General features: G+C 69.4%; 17 protein-coding genes. 8 read left to right on the forward strand and 9 right to left on the reverse strand.

The window, feature by feature from the left end; translation table 11 throughout:
• Window positions 1–157: 157 nt before the first annotated feature.
• Window positions 158–1,168: a fatty acid desaturase gene (locus ABZ725_RS16490; RefSeq protein WP_358803358.1), complete on the forward strand. Its 1,011-nt coding sequence runs from the start codon at window positions 158–160 to the stop codon at window positions 1,166–1,168.
• On the forward strand, window positions 1,165–1,851 hold the full coding sequence (locus ABZ725_RS16495) for a TetR/AcrR family transcriptional regulator (protein ID WP_358803359.1): 687 nt from the start codon (window positions 1,165–1,167) through the stop codon (window positions 1,849–1,851). The genes ABZ725_RS16490 and ABZ725_RS16495 overlap by 4 nt, the downstream gene beginning before the upstream one ends.
• A 35-nt stretch (window positions 1,852–1,886) precedes the next feature.
• Here ABZ725_RS16495 and ABZ725_RS16500 read toward each other — a convergent pair whose 3' ends face one another.
• Window positions 1,887–2,690: a trans-aconitate 2-methyltransferase gene (locus ABZ725_RS16500; protein WP_358803360.1), complete on the reverse strand. Its 804-nt coding sequence runs from the start codon at window positions 2,688–2,690 to the stop codon at window positions 1,887–1,889.
• 90 nt (window positions 2,691–2,780) lie between these two features.
• Here ABZ725_RS16500 and ABZ725_RS16505 point away from each other — a divergent pair, with 90 nt between their 5' ends.
• Window positions 2,781–3,278 (forward strand): MarR family transcriptional regulator, encoded by a 498-nt coding sequence (locus ABZ725_RS16505; protein WP_351919425.1) that lies wholly within the window; start codon window positions 2,781–2,783, stop codon window positions 3,276–3,278.
• Here the strand turns inward: ABZ725_RS16505 and ABZ725_RS16510 are convergent.
• Entirely contained in the window at window positions 3,237–4,004 is a 768-nt protein-coding gene (locus ABZ725_RS16510) for a response regulator transcription factor (RefSeq protein WP_351919423.1), read from the reverse strand. The two genes, ABZ725_RS16505 and ABZ725_RS16510, sit on opposite strands and share 42 nt — an antisense overlap.
• A gap of 270 nt (window positions 4,005–4,274) precedes the next feature.
• Here ABZ725_RS16510 and ABZ725_RS16515 point away from each other — a divergent pair, with 270 nt between their 5' ends.
• Window positions 4,275–4,730, forward strand: a complete 456-nt coding sequence (locus ABZ725_RS16515; RefSeq protein ID WP_358803743.1) for an N-acetyltransferase — start codon at window positions 4,275–4,277, stop codon at window positions 4,728–4,730.
• A 33-nt stretch (window positions 4,731–4,763) separates the two neighbouring features.
• Here ABZ725_RS16515 and galK read toward each other — a convergent pair whose 3' ends face one another.
• Genes galK through galT form a run of 3 tightly spaced genes read right to left on the reverse strand, consistent with a single transcriptional unit; the run spans window position 4,764 to window position 7,963 of the window.
• Window positions 4,764–5,921: a galactokinase gene (galK, locus tag ABZ725_RS16520; protein WP_358803361.1), complete on the reverse strand. Its 1,158-nt coding sequence runs from the start codon at window positions 5,919–5,921 to the stop codon at window positions 4,764–4,766.
• Entirely contained in the window at window positions 5,922–6,905 is a 984-nt protein-coding gene (gene galE, locus ABZ725_RS16525) for a UDP-glucose 4-epimerase GalE (protein WP_351919420.1), read from the reverse strand. It abuts the gene before it with no gap.
• Entirely contained in the window at window positions 6,902–7,963 is a 1,062-nt protein-coding gene (gene galT, locus ABZ725_RS16530; protein ID WP_358803362.1) for a galactose-1-phosphate uridylyltransferase, read from the reverse strand. Before galT ends, galE begins: the two co-directional genes overlap by 4 nt.
• Before the next feature lie 121 nt (window positions 7,964–8,084).
• On the opposite strand from galT, the gene ABZ725_RS16535 reads away from it, so the two are divergent.
• Together ABZ725_RS16535 and ABZ725_RS16540 are read left to right on the forward strand one after the other, a co-directional pair.
• Complete coding sequence (locus tag ABZ725_RS16535) at window positions 8,085–9,764, forward strand: sodium:solute symporter family protein (RefSeq protein WP_358803363.1); 1,680 nt, start codon at window positions 8,085–8,087, stop codon at window positions 9,762–9,764.
• A gap of 36 nt (window positions 9,765–9,800) precedes the next feature.
• The gene (locus ABZ725_RS16540; RefSeq protein ID WP_358803364.1) at window positions 9,801–10,181 is read left to right on the forward strand and encodes a hypothetical protein; all 381 of its coding nucleotides are present in this window, start codon (window positions 9,801–9,803) and stop codon (window positions 10,179–10,181) included.
• A gap of 68 nt (window positions 10,182–10,249) precedes the next feature.
• Here the strand turns inward: ABZ725_RS16540 and ABZ725_RS16545 are convergent, their stop codons facing one another.
• Both ABZ725_RS16545 and ABZ725_RS16550 read right to left on the reverse strand, forming a co-directional pair.
• Window positions 10,250–10,522, reverse strand: a complete 273-nt coding sequence (locus tag ABZ725_RS16545; protein ID WP_358803365.1) for a hypothetical protein — start codon at window positions 10,520–10,522, stop codon at window positions 10,250–10,252.
• A gap of 128 nt (window positions 10,523–10,650) precedes the next feature.
• Window positions 10,651–11,058 (reverse strand): ATP-binding protein, encoded by a 408-nt coding sequence (locus ABZ725_RS16550; protein WP_358803366.1) that lies wholly within the window; start codon window positions 11,056–11,058, stop codon window positions 10,651–10,653.
• 202 nt (window positions 11,059–11,260) lie between these two features.
• Between ABZ725_RS16550 and ABZ725_RS16555 the strand changes: the two genes are divergently transcribed.
• A complete protein-coding gene (locus ABZ725_RS16555; protein ID WP_358803367.1) occupies window positions 11,261–12,112 on the forward strand; it encodes a helix-turn-helix transcriptional regulator in 852 nt (283 codons plus the stop codon).
• Window positions 12,113–12,119: 7 nt separating this feature from the next.
• Window positions 12,120–12,425 (forward strand): DUF397 domain-containing protein, encoded by a 306-nt coding sequence (locus ABZ725_RS16560; RefSeq protein WP_358803368.1) that lies wholly within the window; start codon window positions 12,120–12,122, stop codon window positions 12,423–12,425.
• Here ABZ725_RS16560 and ABZ725_RS16565 read toward each other — a convergent pair.
• Both ABZ725_RS16565 and ABZ725_RS16570 read right to left on the reverse strand, forming a co-directional pair.
• A complete protein-coding gene (locus ABZ725_RS16565) occupies window positions 12,356–12,994 on the reverse strand; it encodes a hypothetical protein (RefSeq protein WP_358803369.1) in 639 nt (212 codons plus the stop codon). The two genes, ABZ725_RS16560 and ABZ725_RS16565, sit on opposite strands and share 70 nt — an antisense overlap.
• A 54-nt stretch (window positions 12,995–13,048) precedes the next feature.
• Window positions 13,049–13,477 carry a hypothetical protein gene (locus ABZ725_RS16570; RefSeq protein ID WP_358803370.1) on the reverse strand — a complete coding sequence of 143 codons (429 nt, stop codon included), beginning with the start codon at window positions 13,475–13,477 and terminating at the stop codon, window positions 13,049–13,051.
• Between the last annotated feature and the right edge of the window lie 2 nt (window positions 13,478–13,479).

Genomic DNA, 13,479 nt, shown 5'->3' on the forward strand with positions numbered 1-13,479 from the left:
CGCCGGGCAGTGCACTGCCATACTTACGATGCCGTAGGTTACGGAACCGTAGGAACCTGCGGGAAGCCGTACGAGGTTGTACGAGCCGACTTGTCCTCGTGTTCGCCGCGACCCGGCAACCTGACACAAATCCCTCGAACCCCCCAGGGGACGCCCCATGACCTCGAGCTCCGACGTGATCGACGATGCCCCGCAGCGAGCGGACGGCTCTCCACTCCCCTCCGCGACGCTCGGCGGCGAACGCAAAGGTTCGCTGGAGCAGCTCGCCCTTCTGTTGTTCATCGTCGTCCCGTTCCTGGCACTGCTCGCGGCGGTGCCGCTGGCGTGGGGATGGGGTGTGAGCTGGCTGGACATCGGTCTGCTGGTGCTCATGTACTACGTCGGCTGTCACGGTGTCACGATCGGTTACCACCGGTATTTCACCCATGGCTCGTTCAAGGCGAAGCGTCCGTTGCGGATCGCGCTGGCGGTCATGGGGTCGCTGGCGGTGGAGGGTCCGCTGGTGCGCTGGGTGGCGGACCATCGCAAGCACCACAAGTTCTCGGACGCGGAGGGCGACCCGCACTCGCCGTGGCGGTACGGGGAGACGGTTCCGGCGCTGCTGAAGGGCCTGTGGTGGGCTCATATCGGCTGGATGTTCGACGAGGAGCGGACCCCGCAGGAGAAGTACGCGCCGGATCTGATCAAGGACGGGGCGATCCGGATGATCTCGCGTCAGTTCATCGTGTTCACGGTGGTCTCGCTGGCCATTCCGCCGCTGGTGGGCGGGCTGGTGACGATGTCCTGGTGGGGTGCGTTCACGGCGTTCTTCTGGGGTTCGCTGGTGCGGGTGGCGTTGCTGCATCACGTGACGTGGTCGATCAACTCGATCTGTCACGCGGTCGGGAAGCGTCCGTTCAAGTCGCGGGACCGGTCCGGCAACGTCTGGTGGCTGGCGGTGCTGTCGTGCGGCGAGTCCTGGCACAACCTGCACCACGCGGATCCGACGTCGGCGCGGCACGGCGTGGAGCGGGGTCAGCTGGACTCTTCGGCGCGGTTCATCCGGTGGTTCGAGATGCTCGGGTGGGCGTACGACGTGCGCTGGCCGTCACGCTCGCGTATCGATTCACGTCGTAACACGGGTGAGGACGGTTCCCGACAGGGGAAGGCGACCGCCGAGGCGGCATGATTGACGGCGTGGCGACCGATCCCAGCAGTACCTCCAGTCCCAGCGGTGAAGCGAAGCCGCGGCGCGCGCGACGTACCCGGATGACGGGGGCGGAGCGCCGGCAGCAGCTGTTGGAGATCGGGCGCACCCTGTTCGCGGCGAAGGGTTTCGAGGGCACGTCGGTGGAGGAGATCGCGGCGAAGGCCGGGGTGTCCAAGCCGGTGGTGTACGAGCACTTCGGCGGCAAGGAGGGGCTGTACGCGGTGGTGGTGGACCGGGAGATGCGCCGTCTGCTGGACATGGTCACGTCGTCGTTGACGGCGGGCCATCCCCGCGAGCTTCTCGAACAGGCGGCCTTCGCACTCCTGGACTACATCGAGGAGTACACGGACGGCTTCCGCATCCTGGTCCGCGACTCCCCGATCCCCCAGTCGACGGGTTCCTTCGCCTCGCTCATCTCGGACATCGCCACCCAGGTGGAGGACATCCTGGGTCGTGAGTTCAAGAACCGCGGCTTCGACCCGAAACTGGCGCCGCTGTACGCCCAGGCCCTGGTCGGCATGGTCGCTCTGACGGGCCAGTGGTGGCTGGACGTCCGCCGTCCGAAAAAGGCGGAGGTCGCCGCGCATCTGGTCAACCTCTCCTGGCACGGTCTGGACGGCCTGGAGGCCAAGCCCCACCTGATCGGGCGCAGGAAGAGCTGAGCCGCGCCCCCTGCCCTGTCACGTGCCTTTCCTGATCACGTGCCTTTCCTGGCCACCGCGAACAGGCGGCGGAACGGCAGGACCGTGCCGTGTTCCGTGCTCGGGTAGGCCTCGCGGAGCAGGCCGCGGTAGGCGGTGACGAAGGCGTCGCGGGCTTCGGGGTCGTCGGCGAGGGCGTCGAGGACGGGGCGCAGTCCGGTGCCCTTGACCCAGTCGAGGACGGGGTCCTGGCCGGTGAGGACGTGGAAGTACGTGGTCGTCCAGACGTCGGGCGTGCAGCCGAGGCGGGCCAGGCGGTCGAGGTAGACGGCGGGCGCGTGGACGGAGTCCTGGCGGCGCAGCACCTCGCCGAGCCGGTTCTTCCAGCGGGGCGTGTTGCCGAGTTCGCGCATCAGGGCGTGCAGGGGCGCGTCGATGTTGTGGGGGACCTGGAAGGCGAAGACGCCGCCGGGGGCGAGGCCGTCCAGCCAGGCGGGGAAGGCGTCGAGGTGGCCGGGGACCCACTGGAGAGCGGCGTTGGAGACGATCAGGTCGTAGGTCGTCTCCCCCGGCGTCCAGGTGGTCAGGTCGGCGTACGCGAAGTCGAGGTGTGCGCCCGCGTGCGCTGCGGCGTCGGCGAGCATCTGGGGTGAGTTGTCGTAGCCGGTGATGCGGGCGGTGGGCCAGCGGTCGGCGAGGCCGGCGGTGACGTTGCCGGGGCCGCAGCCGAGGTCGGCGATGCGGGGCGGGTCGCCGGGCAGGGCGGGGACGCGGGCGAGGAGGTCGGCGAAGGGGCGGGCGCGGTGGTCGGCGTGCCGCAGGTACTGGGCGGGGTCCCAGGAGGGGTTCGTGGTCGTCATGTCTCCCTACTCTCCCCCGCAATATCTCTCGACGTCAAGAGACTCGACATCAAGAGACTTCACATCGACACAACCACTACACTGATCGTCATGGAGGACGAGGTCGATCGGCTGGTCGCAGCGTGGCGCCGGGAGCGCCCGGACCTCGACGTGGAGCCGCTGGAAGTGCTGAGCCGGGTGAGCAGACTGGCCCGGCACCTGGACCGCGCACGTCGGCTGGCGTTCTCCGAGCACCAGCTGGAGCCCTGGGAGTTCGACGTGCTGACGGCGCTTCGGCGCGCGGGCGGGCCCTACCAGCTCTCGCCGGGGCAGTTGCTGACGCAGACGCTGGTGACGTCGGGCACGATGACGAACCGCATCGACCGGCTCACGCAGAAGGGCCTGGTGGAGCGGCTGCCGGACCCGAACGACCGGCGCGGTGTGCTGGTGCGCCTCACGGACGACGGCAAGGACCGCGCCGACCAGGCACTCGCCGGACTGCTCGACCAGGAGCGGGCGATCCTGGCCGAGCTCTCCACCTCCCAGCGCGGCGAACTGGCCGGCCTGCTACGCCAGCTGACCGCCCCGTTCGACAACATCCCCGGCTAGATCGACGGGTCCGACCCCGGCGCGGCGGGCGAGGGCGACGGCGGCGAGGGTGGAGTGGACGCCCAGTTTGCCGAGGACGTTCTGCATATGGGTGCGGACGGTGTGCGGCGAGAGGAACAGCCGGTCGGCGACGGCCTTGCGGCCGAGCCCCGCGACCATGCAGCGCAGCACCTCGCGCTCCCGCGGCGTGAGGGACTCCACCAGCCGCTCGCTCTCGGTGCGGTGCTTGCGCGCGGCCGTCAGCTCCCGCAGGACGCCGGTGAGCAGGGCCGGAGGCAGATGGGTCTCCTCGCGCAGCACCCCGCGGATGACGGTCAGCAGCCGGGACAGCGAGCAGTCCTTCGCCACCCAGCCGGACGCCCCGGCCTGCAGGGCGAGGGCCGCGCGACGCGGGTCGTCCTTCTCGGCGAGGACGACCGTGCGGACATGGGGCTGGATGCCGCGGACGCCCGCGACCAGCGAGATCCCGTCGACGAGGCCGTCCTCTCTCACCTCCTGCACGGGCACGGCCGGCCGTATGTCCGGCAGGCTGCCGCCCAGGTCGGCGTCGACCAGCAGCACGTCGTACCGGCGCCCCTCGGCGACCGCGCGCTCCAGGCTGCGCAGTGCCGCCGGGCCGCTGCCGGCCGCGGACACGTCGACATCGGGCTCGGCTGCCAGCGCCGCGGCGAGCGACTCGGCGAAGATACGGTGGTCGTCGACGACCAGCACTCGGATGCGAACCACGAAACCCCCTCCCCCAAGCTCCTTGACAGAGCAGGGGATACCCCAAGGTCCGGAGACGGAGAACGGCGACCGGCGCGGGTACGACGCCCGAAGGGGGGTGCCATGACCGCACGGCCGCCGCCGTGCAGAGACTGCTACCCCCACCGCGGGCGTCGTACCCGACTGTCTCGCCCCCTGATCAGCACCGGCCCCCACCGGTGCTGCTCATCAGCGTAGGGCCGCCAGCTGACAGCGGAAGGAAAATTGCAGAACTGGTTGGCCAGCACGTTTATGGTGTGCCGCATGTTTCGTCTTGAGACAGAAGTCGACAGGACTCGACGCGATCTTCTCCGTTCGCGGCTCCTGGCCACCAACACGGAGGCGTCGCCGGTGCTCCGCGCCCTGCGCGGCACCCCCGCCGAACGCGAGCGCCCGCTGCACGTCTGGGCCTCGGACCCGGCGGGCGAGCTGGCCGGCGGCCTGGTGGGGCACACCTGGACGACCTGGCTGCACGTCACCTACCTGTGGGTCGACGCCCGCCACCGGGGCGCCGGCCTGGGCTCCCGCCTGCTCGCGCAGGCCGAGCGCATCGCCCGCGACGAACGGGGCTGCGACCGCGTCCGCCTGGAGACCTGGGACTTCCAGGCCCCGGAGTTCTACCGGCGGCAGGGCTACGACGTGGTGTGCGTGATCGAGGACTACCCGCCGGGCCTCACGGAGTACACGCTGACGAAGCGGCTGGGCTGAGCCGCCCCGTCAGCTGCACATGCTCCGGGACGCTCAGCTCACCCGGCGCGCGCCCGCCGCGGGCACCGCCTCGAACACCCGCGGGGCCTTGAAGCCGGCCGCGGCGAAGGCGTTCTCGACCGCCTTGGTGATGGTCTCCACGTCGGACTCCTCGACCAGCACGATCGCCGAGCCGCCGAAGCCGCCGCCGGTCATACGGGCGCCGAGGGCGCCGCCGCCGAGAGCGGTGTCGACGACGAGGTCCAGCTCGGTGCAGGAGACCCGGAAGTCGTCCCGCAGGGAGGCGTGGCCCTCGGTCAGGATCGGGCCGACGGCGCGGGTGTCGCCGCCCGCCTCCAGGAGGGAGACGACGCGCTCGACGCGCTGGTCCTCCGTCACCACGTGCCGCACCAGACGGCGGACCTCCTCCTCGTCGCCGAGCCGGGCCAGGGCCGCGTCCAGGTCGCCATAAGGGATGTCCCGCAGGGCGTCCACGCCGAGCAGCGCGGCGCCCTTCTCACAGCCCGCGCGGCGCTTGCCGTACTCGCCGCCGCTGTGCGCGTGCGTGACCTGGGTGTCGACGACCAGCAGACGCAGGCCCTCGGCGGCCAGGTCCAGGGGGATCTGCTTCTGGGACAGGTCGCGGGTGTCGAGGAACAGCGCGTGGCCGGCCTCGCAGCACGCGGACGCCGTCTGGTCCATGATCCCGGTGGGGGCGCCGACGTACACGTTCTCGGCGCGCTGGCACAGCCGGGCGAGCTGCCAGCGCTGGAGCCCGAGCTCGTACAGGTCGCCCAGCGCGAGTGCCACGACGACCTCCAGGGCCGCCGAGGACGACAGGCCCGCGCCCGACGGGACCGTCGAGGCGAGGTGGACGTCGGCGCCGGTGATCGGGTGGCCGGCCTCGCGCAGCGCCCACACGACACCGGCCGGGTACGCCGTCCAGTTCTTGTCGGACTCGGGGACGAGGTCGTCCAGCCGCAGTTCGGCGACGCCGGCGTCGAGGTCGGCCGAGTGCAGCCGCAGCACGCCGTCCGTGCGCCGCGACACGGCCGCGACGGCGGTGTGCGGCAGCGCGAAGGGCATCACGAAACCGTCGTTGTAGTCGGTGTGCTCACCGATGAGGTTGACGCGGCCGGGGGCCGCCCAGACGCCCTCGGGCTGCGTGCCGTAGAGCGCGGCGAAACCGTCCCGCACTTCCTGTGCCCCCATTTACCGCTCCCTTGCGATGTGCTGCGCGAACTCCCACGCGTCCGCGACGATACCCGCGAGATCCGCGCGGGACGGGTTCCAGCCGAGCCGCTCGCGGGCGGTCGCGGCGGAGGCCACCAGGGTCGCGGGGTCGCCGCCGCGGCGCGGTGCGGCCACCTCGGGGATCGGGTGCCCGGTGACCTGGCGGACGGTCTCGATGACCTCGCGGACGGAGAAGCCGTTGCCGTTGCCGAGGTTGCAGATGAGGTGCTCGCCGGGCTGTGCGGCGGCGACGGCGAGGAGATGGGCCTCGGCGAGGTCGGCGACGTGGATGTAGTCGCGGATGCAGGTGCCGTCCGGGGTCGGGTAGTCGTCGCCGAAGACGGAGACGGCCTCGCGGCGGCCCTGCGCGACCTGGAGGACGAGCGGGATGAGGTGCGACTCGGGGTCGTGCCGCTCGCCCTGCGCGCCGTACGCGCCGGCCACGTTGAAGTAGCGCAGCGAGACGGCGCCGAGCCCGTGGGCGGCGGCCTCGCCGGTGATCATGTGGTCGACGGCGAGCTTGGAGGCGCCGTAGGGGTTCGTGGGCCGCGTCGGCGCGGTCTCGACGATCGGGACCTGCTCGGGCTCGCCGTAGGTCGCCGCCGTGGACGAGAAGACCAGCTTGCGCACGCCCGCCTCGCGCATGGCGCCGAGCAGCGCCATGGTGCCGCCGACGTTGTTGTCCCAGTACTTCTCCGGCTTGACGACGGACTCGCCGACCTGCGAGAACGCGGCGAAGTGGAGCACGGCGTCGAAGGAGGCGTCGAGGTGCTTGGCGGCGTCGCGGATGTCGCCCTCGATGAAGGTCGCGTCCGCGGGCACGCCCTCGCGGAAGCCGGTGGAGAGGTTGTCCAGGACGACGACCTCGTGCCCCGCCTCCAGCAGATGCTGGGCGACGACGCTGCCGACGTATCCGGCACCGCCCGTGACCAGGTACTTCCCGCTGCTGCTGCCGCTGCTCATGAACTCGCTACCTCTCGCAGTCGCTCGGCCGCGAACTCCGGCGGCACGTCGTTGATGAAGACGTTCATGCCTGATTCGGAGCCCGCGAGGAACTTCAGCTTGCCGGAAGTACGGCGGATGGTGAAAAGCTCGAGGTGGAGCGCGAAGTCGTCGCGGTTGACGCCCTCGAACTCCTCCAGCGCGCCGAACGGCGCCTGGTGCCAGGCGGCGATGTACGGCGTCGAGGGCTCGTTCTCCCCGAAGATCCGGTCGAAGCGCCTCAAGAGTTCCAGATACACCTTGGGGAACTCTGTGCGCGCGTCCTCGTCGAGCCCGAGCAGGTCGGGGACCCGCTTCTTCGGGTACAGGTGCACCTCGTAGGGCCAGTGCGCCGCGTACGGCACGAACGCGACCCAGTGCTCACTCTCCAGGACGACGCGTTCGTCGGCGAGTTCACGTTCGAGGACGGCGTCGAAGAGGTTCTCCCCGCCGGTCGCCTCTTTGTGCGCCGCGGCCGAACGCAGCATCAGCGCGGTGCGGGGCGTGGTGAACGGGTAGGCGTAGATCTGCCCGTGCGGGTGACCCAGCGTCACACCGATCTCGGCGCCGCGGTTCTCGAAGCAGAACACCTGTTCCACGGAGGGCAGATGCGACAGCTCGGACGTCCTGTCCGTCCAGGCCTCCAGGACGAGCCGCGCCTGCTCCTCGGTGAGGTCGGCGAAGGACGCGTTGTGGTCGGAGGTGAAGCAGACCACCTCGCAGCGCCCGGAGTCGCCGGCCAGGGAGGGGAAACGATTCTCGAACACGACGGCGTCGTACGACGAGTCCGGGATCTCGCTGAGTCGGTCGCCCTGCGAGGGGCAGAGCGGGCACTCGTCGGCCGGCGGGTGATAGGTCCGCCCCTGCCGGTGTGAGGCGATGGCGACGGAATCGCCGAGCAGCGGGTCGCGCCGTACCTCCGAAGTGGTGACGGTGCGCTCCAGCGGACGCTTGTCCACCGCGTCGCGCACGGAGTCGTCCCGCAGGTCGTAGTAGATCAGCTCACGACCGTCGGCCAGTCGGGTCGAGGTCTTCTTCACCGCGGCACTCCATCCGTACACCAAGCGAAGCGTCAAACAGAACCAAACACATAAAACCATAAACCCGCACGCGAGTCACCATCACAACCGAACAAAGAACACCAAACGAAGTGAGCAGTGCATGCGAACCCCCACATACCTGGCGGCTGAGCTACGGCTGCCGACGAACTGGCTCGACTACACGATCCTCGGCATCTACTTCGTCGTGGTCCTGGGCATCGGCTTCGCCGCCCGACGCTCGGTGAAGACCACCCTCGACTTCTTCCTCTCCGGCCGCTCGCTGCCCGCCTGGATCACGGGCCTCGCGTTCATCTCTGCCAACCTGGCCGCCACCGAGATCCTCGGCATGGCCGCGAACAGCGCACAGTACGGCGCGTACACCGTCCACTGGTACTGGATCGGCGCGATCCCCGCGATGGTGTTCCTGGGCCTGGTGATGATGCCGTTCTACTACGGCAGCAAGGTCCGCTCGGTGCCGGAGTTCCTGCTGATGCGCTTCGACAAGGGGGCGCACCTGCTGAGCTCGGCCCTGTTCGCCTTCGCGGCGATCCTGATCGCGGGCGTGAACCTGTACGCGCTGGCGATCGTGGTCGAGGCGCTGCTCGGCTGGCCGCAGTGGGTGGCGATCGTCGTCGCCGGCGCCTTCGTGCTCGCCTACATCACGCTCGGCGGCCTCTCCTCGGCGATCTACAACGAGGTGCTCCAGTTCTTCGTGATCCTCGCCGCCCTCATCCCGCTGTCGGTGCTGGGCCTGAAGAGTGTCGGCGGCTGGGACGGTCTGACCGACTCCCTGAGCGCGACCCACGGGGACGACTTCGTCAGCGCCTGGGGCGGCACGGGCATCGGCAGCGAGAACCCGCTGGGCGCGAACTGGCTGACGATCGTGCTGGGCCTGGGCTTCGTCCTGTCCTTCGGCTACTGGACGACGAACTTCGCGGAGGTGCAGCGAGCCCTCTCGGCGAAGAACCTGTCGGCGGCCCAGCGCACCCCGCTCATCGCCGCCTACCCGAAGGTCTTCATGGTGTTCCTGGTGATGATCCCGGGCCTGGTGGCGGCGGTCCTGGTCCCGAACATCGGCACGGCGGACTCCGACCTCCAGTACAACGACGCGATCCCCTATCTGATGGAACAGCTTCTGCCGAACGGCGTACTGGGCATCGCGGTGACGGGCCTGCTGGCGGCGTTCATGGCGGGCATGGCGGCGAACATCTCGTCGTTCAACACGGTGTTCACGTCGGACATCTGGGCGAAGTACGTGGTGCTGGGGCGGGAGGACACGTACTACGTCCGCTTCGGCCGCCTGATCACGGCCATCGGGGTGGCGGCCTCGGTGGGAACGGCGTTCCTGGCCTCCACCTTCTCGAACATCATGAGCTACCTCCAGACCCTGTTCAGCTTCTTCAACGTCCCGATGTTCGTGGTCTTCATCGTCGGCATGTTCTGGAAGCGGGCGTCGAAGAAATCGGGCTTCTGGGGCCTGCTGGCCGGCACGACGGCGGCGATGATCAACTACTTCGTCCTCTACAAGCAGGACGTCATCGGCATCCCCACCGACCAGGGCGCGAACTTCGTCTCCGCGATCGCAGGCTTCGTGGCGGGCGCGGTGGTGATGTTCGCGGTGTCGCTCTTCACCGCCCCGAAGCGGGACGAGGAACTCCAGGGCCTGGTCTACGGCACCGTCTCCCCCGGCATGGCCGAGCCGCCCGCCGCGGGCGACGACGCCTGGTACCGGCGTCCGGCACTGCTGGGCTGGGGCGCGGTGATCCTGGCCGCCGTCTGCTACATCCCGTTCTCGTTCTGAGCCCGGTCGCGAATACCGCGGGAGACTGGAGAGACCATGTCCGAGCAATTCGACCCGTCCGAGCGCGCCGAGGCTGCCGAGCGGCTGCGGCGGGCGGGGTACTCCGAGGCCGACCTCCAGCGGGAGGTCACGGAACTCGAGGAGAAGTCCGCGACCGCGGCCCGCATCTTCGACCTGCGCCGGATCATCGGCGGCCTGTTCGTCGTCTACGGCGTGATCGTCACGATCGCCGGGATCACGGACAGCGACGCGGAGATCGACAAGGCCCAGGGGATCAACATCAACCTGTGGACCGGCCTGGGCATGCTGGCCCTGGGCATCTTCTTCCTGGCCTGGCTGAAGCTACGGCCCACCGCGCCGGTCACCCCGACCCTGCCGCCGGAGGCGCTGGGCGGGAAGCCCCCGCAGGGCGAGTAGCGACGCGGGCCGCGGCGTGAGCCGGCTCCGGGATCCGAGGCATCGGATCCCGGAGCCGGCTCAGTTCGCTAGTCTTCCCGGCTGGCGACGTTCGCGTTGATGGCGTCGTCCCCGTTGTTGCAGATCTGCTGGGTCGCGTCCTGGTTCGACGAGAGGCCGAGCAGCGGGAGGTTCAGGTTCGGGATGTTGATGAGGCCGAACGAGATGTTCTGCACGTGGTTGGCACACTCCCGGGAGTCCCCGTCCCCGCCGGCGGCGGAGGCGGAGGCGAATCCGGCACCGGCCATGCCGAGGCTCGCGACCATGGCGGCGACGACAGCGGTGTTGCGAAGCTTGCGCATTACGTTCCCTTTTCGTCTGAGCGGCATGTTCCGTTACTGAACGAAACCGTACGATTACACACCGTATGTGCCGATTATCTGTCCCGCACCTTCACCGCGCGTCTGCCGCGCATCTGCCGCGCATCTGCCTACGCCACCGAGAGCTCGCACCACACGAGCTTGCCCCGGTGCCCCATCCGGGACAGCGGCTGCCAGTGCCAGAGATCCGAGCAGGCCCGCACCAGCCCCATGCCCCGTCCGCGTTCCGCGTCCGCGAGCTCCTCCAGCCTGCGGGGCGGGTCGGGCGGCTCGGGGTCCGCGTCCCACGCGCCGATCTGCAGGACGCCGTCCCGGAAGCGGAGACGCAGACAGGCGGGGCCCTTGGTATGCAGGACGGCGTTGGACATCAGCTCCGAGGCGAGCAGCTCGGCGGTGTCGACGAGGTGGGTAAGGCCGTGGAGGGTGAGGATCAGGCGGAGAGTGCGGCGGCAGACCGTGACTGCGCGGGGGTCGGCGGGGATGTAGAGGGAGTACTCCCAGGGGGCGGCTTCGGGCATGGGTCGGCTCCAAGTGGGTGGGTTATTGGGCGCGGTGGCATTGCCGCGGCCGTCATGGCAGGACGGCGCGGTGCGCTTCCGCAGCGTGCACGGCACGTCACCGACGGTATTTCCTAACATTAGGAAGGCGCAAGCGGCTGGCCTATCCTGACCCTCGAACGAGGTACGTTCCCAGGGCAGTTGAGACGAGGAGGTGCGCGGCTTGCCGCCCAAGAGGCATCTCACGGCCCGCAGGGTGCGACTGGGCGCTGAACTGCGCAAACTCCGCGAGGCGACGGGCATGAAGGCCCGGGAGGCAGCGGCCCTGCTCGGTGCCGACGCGGTCCAGATGAGCCAGATCGAGTCCGGTGTCGCGGGCGTCAGCGCGGAGCGCGTCCGCCGCCTGGCGGCCCACTACGCCTGCGCGGACGAGGCGTTGATCGAGGCCCTGATGGCGATGGCATCCGATCGAACGCGCGGCTGGTGGGAGGAGTACCGGGGTGTCCTGCCGCCTGTTTTCCTGGACACCGCAGAGGTCGAGCACCACGCGGAGTTCCTCCGGGAGATCGTGATCACACACGTTCCCGGGCTACTGCAAACTGCCGACTACGCCCGCGCCGTCTACGCGTACATGATGCCCGGCCTGCCCGAGAGCGAGCTGGCACCTCGCGTCGAGCACCGGCTGAGACGACGGTCTGTGGTCGAAGGCGACAACCCCACCCCATACGAGACGATCGTCCACGAGTTCGCCCTGCGCATCCGAGTGGCGGACCGCAGGGCCTCGCACGCTCAACTCCTGCGCATCCTCGATCAGATCGAGCAGGGGCACGCTGCTGTGCGCGTCATCCCCTCCGATCAGGACGGTTTCGCAGGTGCCGGAGCCTCGATGATGTACACCGGCGGTCCCGTTTCCCGGCTGGACACCGGTCTGCGCGACGCCCCCACCGGAACTGCGTTCATCGACGCGGAACCTCAACTGGCCCAGCTCCGAACACTTTTCCGTAGGGTGGAGAAGGCAACGTTGGCACCGGAAGCGTCGCGGGACTTCATCCACCGCCTGACGAAGGAACTGTGAGGCACCCATGGACCACACCCTGCGCTGGCAGAAGTCCACCTTCTCAGACGGCGGAAACGGCAATACCTGTGTCGAACTCGCCGCGTCCTGGCAGAAGTCGACGTTCTCCGGTGGCGGCGAAGGAGACACCTGTGTCGAACTCGCCGCCAGCCCCGCCAGGCTCCATCTCCGTGAGAGCGACACCCCGGCCACCACCCTCACCACCACCCCCGCCGCCCTCGCCCACCTTCTGGCAGGCATACGTCACGAGGACAGTTTGACCAGTTGGGCGTCCAGGACCGCCGTCGGGATCGACGGGGTGCCGCTGAGGTAGGCCACCGTGTCGCCCGAGCGGAGGATCACCGCCTTCGTCGGGGTTTTGCCGCCGGGCGGCCCTTCCACCGTCGCGGCCAGCGCCATCGCCTGGTCCGCGCCCTCGGGGGCGAGTTCCGGGGCGATCTTTCCGGCCGTCCGCTCCTCGCCGTCCACGGTCGCGGTAAAACCGTCGCCGCACTCGTCGAGGGCGGTGCCGATCGCGTCCATCGCCGACTGGGCCTGGCCGGAGGCGTACTCGGCGAGGACGACCGTCACGACCGCGCCCTCGCCGGACGCCTCGCGCACGACCGTGGACGCCGGCTTGCCGACCGCCGTGCCGGACAGGGCGTAGGCCAGGGGGGCGCAGGCGTTCCGGGTGACCTGCACCTTGCGGTTGCCGGCCGGCGTGGACACCGTGAAGCCGTCCACGCTGCCCACACCCAGGGCCTCGGCCCTCGCTGTGACGCCGGGCCGGGCGGTGGGTTTCAGCAATCCGTCAGTACTGCTGCCACCGCCGCCGCTCGCCACGTCGCACGCCGACACCAGCGCGCACAGTGCCAGCACCGCGCTTCCCCACAGGCGACGCACGCCCACCCCTCCGCTCGAATCGAACAGGCCCCGCACACAGAACCGGGCCGGCCGTCAGGCCGTCCAGCAGTAGACATTCTCCCCGGGCGGCCTTTCCTCGCGAATCAGCCGGACGAGATCCTCGAGGATTTGGAGAGCGATGAGCGCATCGATCGGGAACCCGTCCTGCGCCGTCTTGGCCGCCCACCAATTCGCCATTTCACCGACCCTGGAATCCGTGATACCGGCGAGCTCCTCCAGGAGCCCATCCGAGAGGAGGAAAACGGTAGGACCGTCTTCGTCCTCGGCGAATACCTCGGGAACATCCCGGTCAAGAAGCTCGTCGAACGTGCTGCCCGTGAGATGGGACTCCCAGTTCAGCAGAGCCTCTTCGGCGTCGAAATTCCCGAACACCACCGATCGGAGCGACGCGCTCGGTCCATGCGTCAACGAAGCGGCCGCATCCGACGGTGATGCCACGAAAAACTTCACGATACTGCTCATAC

This window comes from Streptomyces sp. NPDC006872 (assembly GCF_040635845.1).
Taxonomy (GTDB): domain Bacteria; phylum Actinomycetota; class Actinomycetes; order Streptomycetales; family Streptomycetaceae; genus Streptomyces.

What these genes read in the sequence shown, in the direction of transcription:
- ABZ725_RS16550 (WP_358803366.1), bottom strand. Translation starts at nt 11,058, where the DNA reads ATGCCCGAAGCCGCCCCCTGGGAGTACTCCCTCTACATCCCCGCCGAC.
- ABZ725_RS16515 (WP_358803743.1), top strand. Translation starts at nt 4,275, where the DNA reads ATGGTGTGCCGCATGTTTCGTCTTGAGACAGAAGTCGACAGGACTCGA.
- ABZ725_RS16545 (WP_358803365.1), bottom strand. Translation starts at nt 10,522, where the DNA reads ATGCGCAAGCTTCGCAACACCGCTGTCGTCGCCGCCATGGTCGCGAGC.
- ABZ725_RS16490 (WP_358803358.1), top strand. Translation starts at nt 158, where the DNA reads ATGACCTCGAGCTCCGACGTGATCGACGATGCCCCGCAGCGAGCGGAC.
- ABZ725_RS16495 (WP_358803359.1), top strand. Translation starts at nt 1,165, where the DNA reads ATGATTGACGGCGTGGCGACCGATCCCAGCAGTACCTCCAGTCCCAGC.
- ABZ725_RS16560 (WP_358803368.1), top strand. Translation starts at nt 12,120, where the DNA reads ATGGACCACACCCTGCGCTGGCAGAAGTCCACCTTCTCAGACGGCGGA.
- galK (WP_358803361.1), bottom strand. Translation starts at nt 5,921, where the DNA reads ATGGGGGCACAGGAAGTGCGGGACGGTTTCGCCGCGCTCTACGGCACG.
- ABZ725_RS16505 (WP_351919425.1), top strand. Translation starts at nt 2,781, where the DNA reads ATGGAGGACGAGGTCGATCGGCTGGTCGCAGCGTGGCGCCGGGAGCGC.
- ABZ725_RS16535 (WP_358803363.1), top strand. Translation starts at nt 8,085, where the DNA reads ATGCGAACCCCCACATACCTGGCGGCTGAGCTACGGCTGCCGACGAAC.
- ABZ725_RS16540 (WP_358803364.1), top strand. Translation starts at nt 9,801, where the DNA reads ATGTCCGAGCAATTCGACCCGTCCGAGCGCGCCGAGGCTGCCGAGCGG.
- galE (WP_351919420.1), bottom strand. Translation starts at nt 6,905, where the DNA reads ATGAGCAGCGGCAGCAGCAGCGGGAAGTACCTGGTCACGGGCGGTGCC.
- ABZ725_RS16570 (WP_358803370.1), bottom strand. Translation starts at nt 13,477, where the DNA reads ATGAGCAGTATCGTGAAGTTTTTCGTGGCATCACCGTCGGATGCGGCC.
- ABZ725_RS16500 (WP_358803360.1), bottom strand. Translation starts at nt 2,690, where the DNA reads ATGACGACCACGAACCCCTCCTGGGACCCCGCCCAGTACCTGCGGCAC.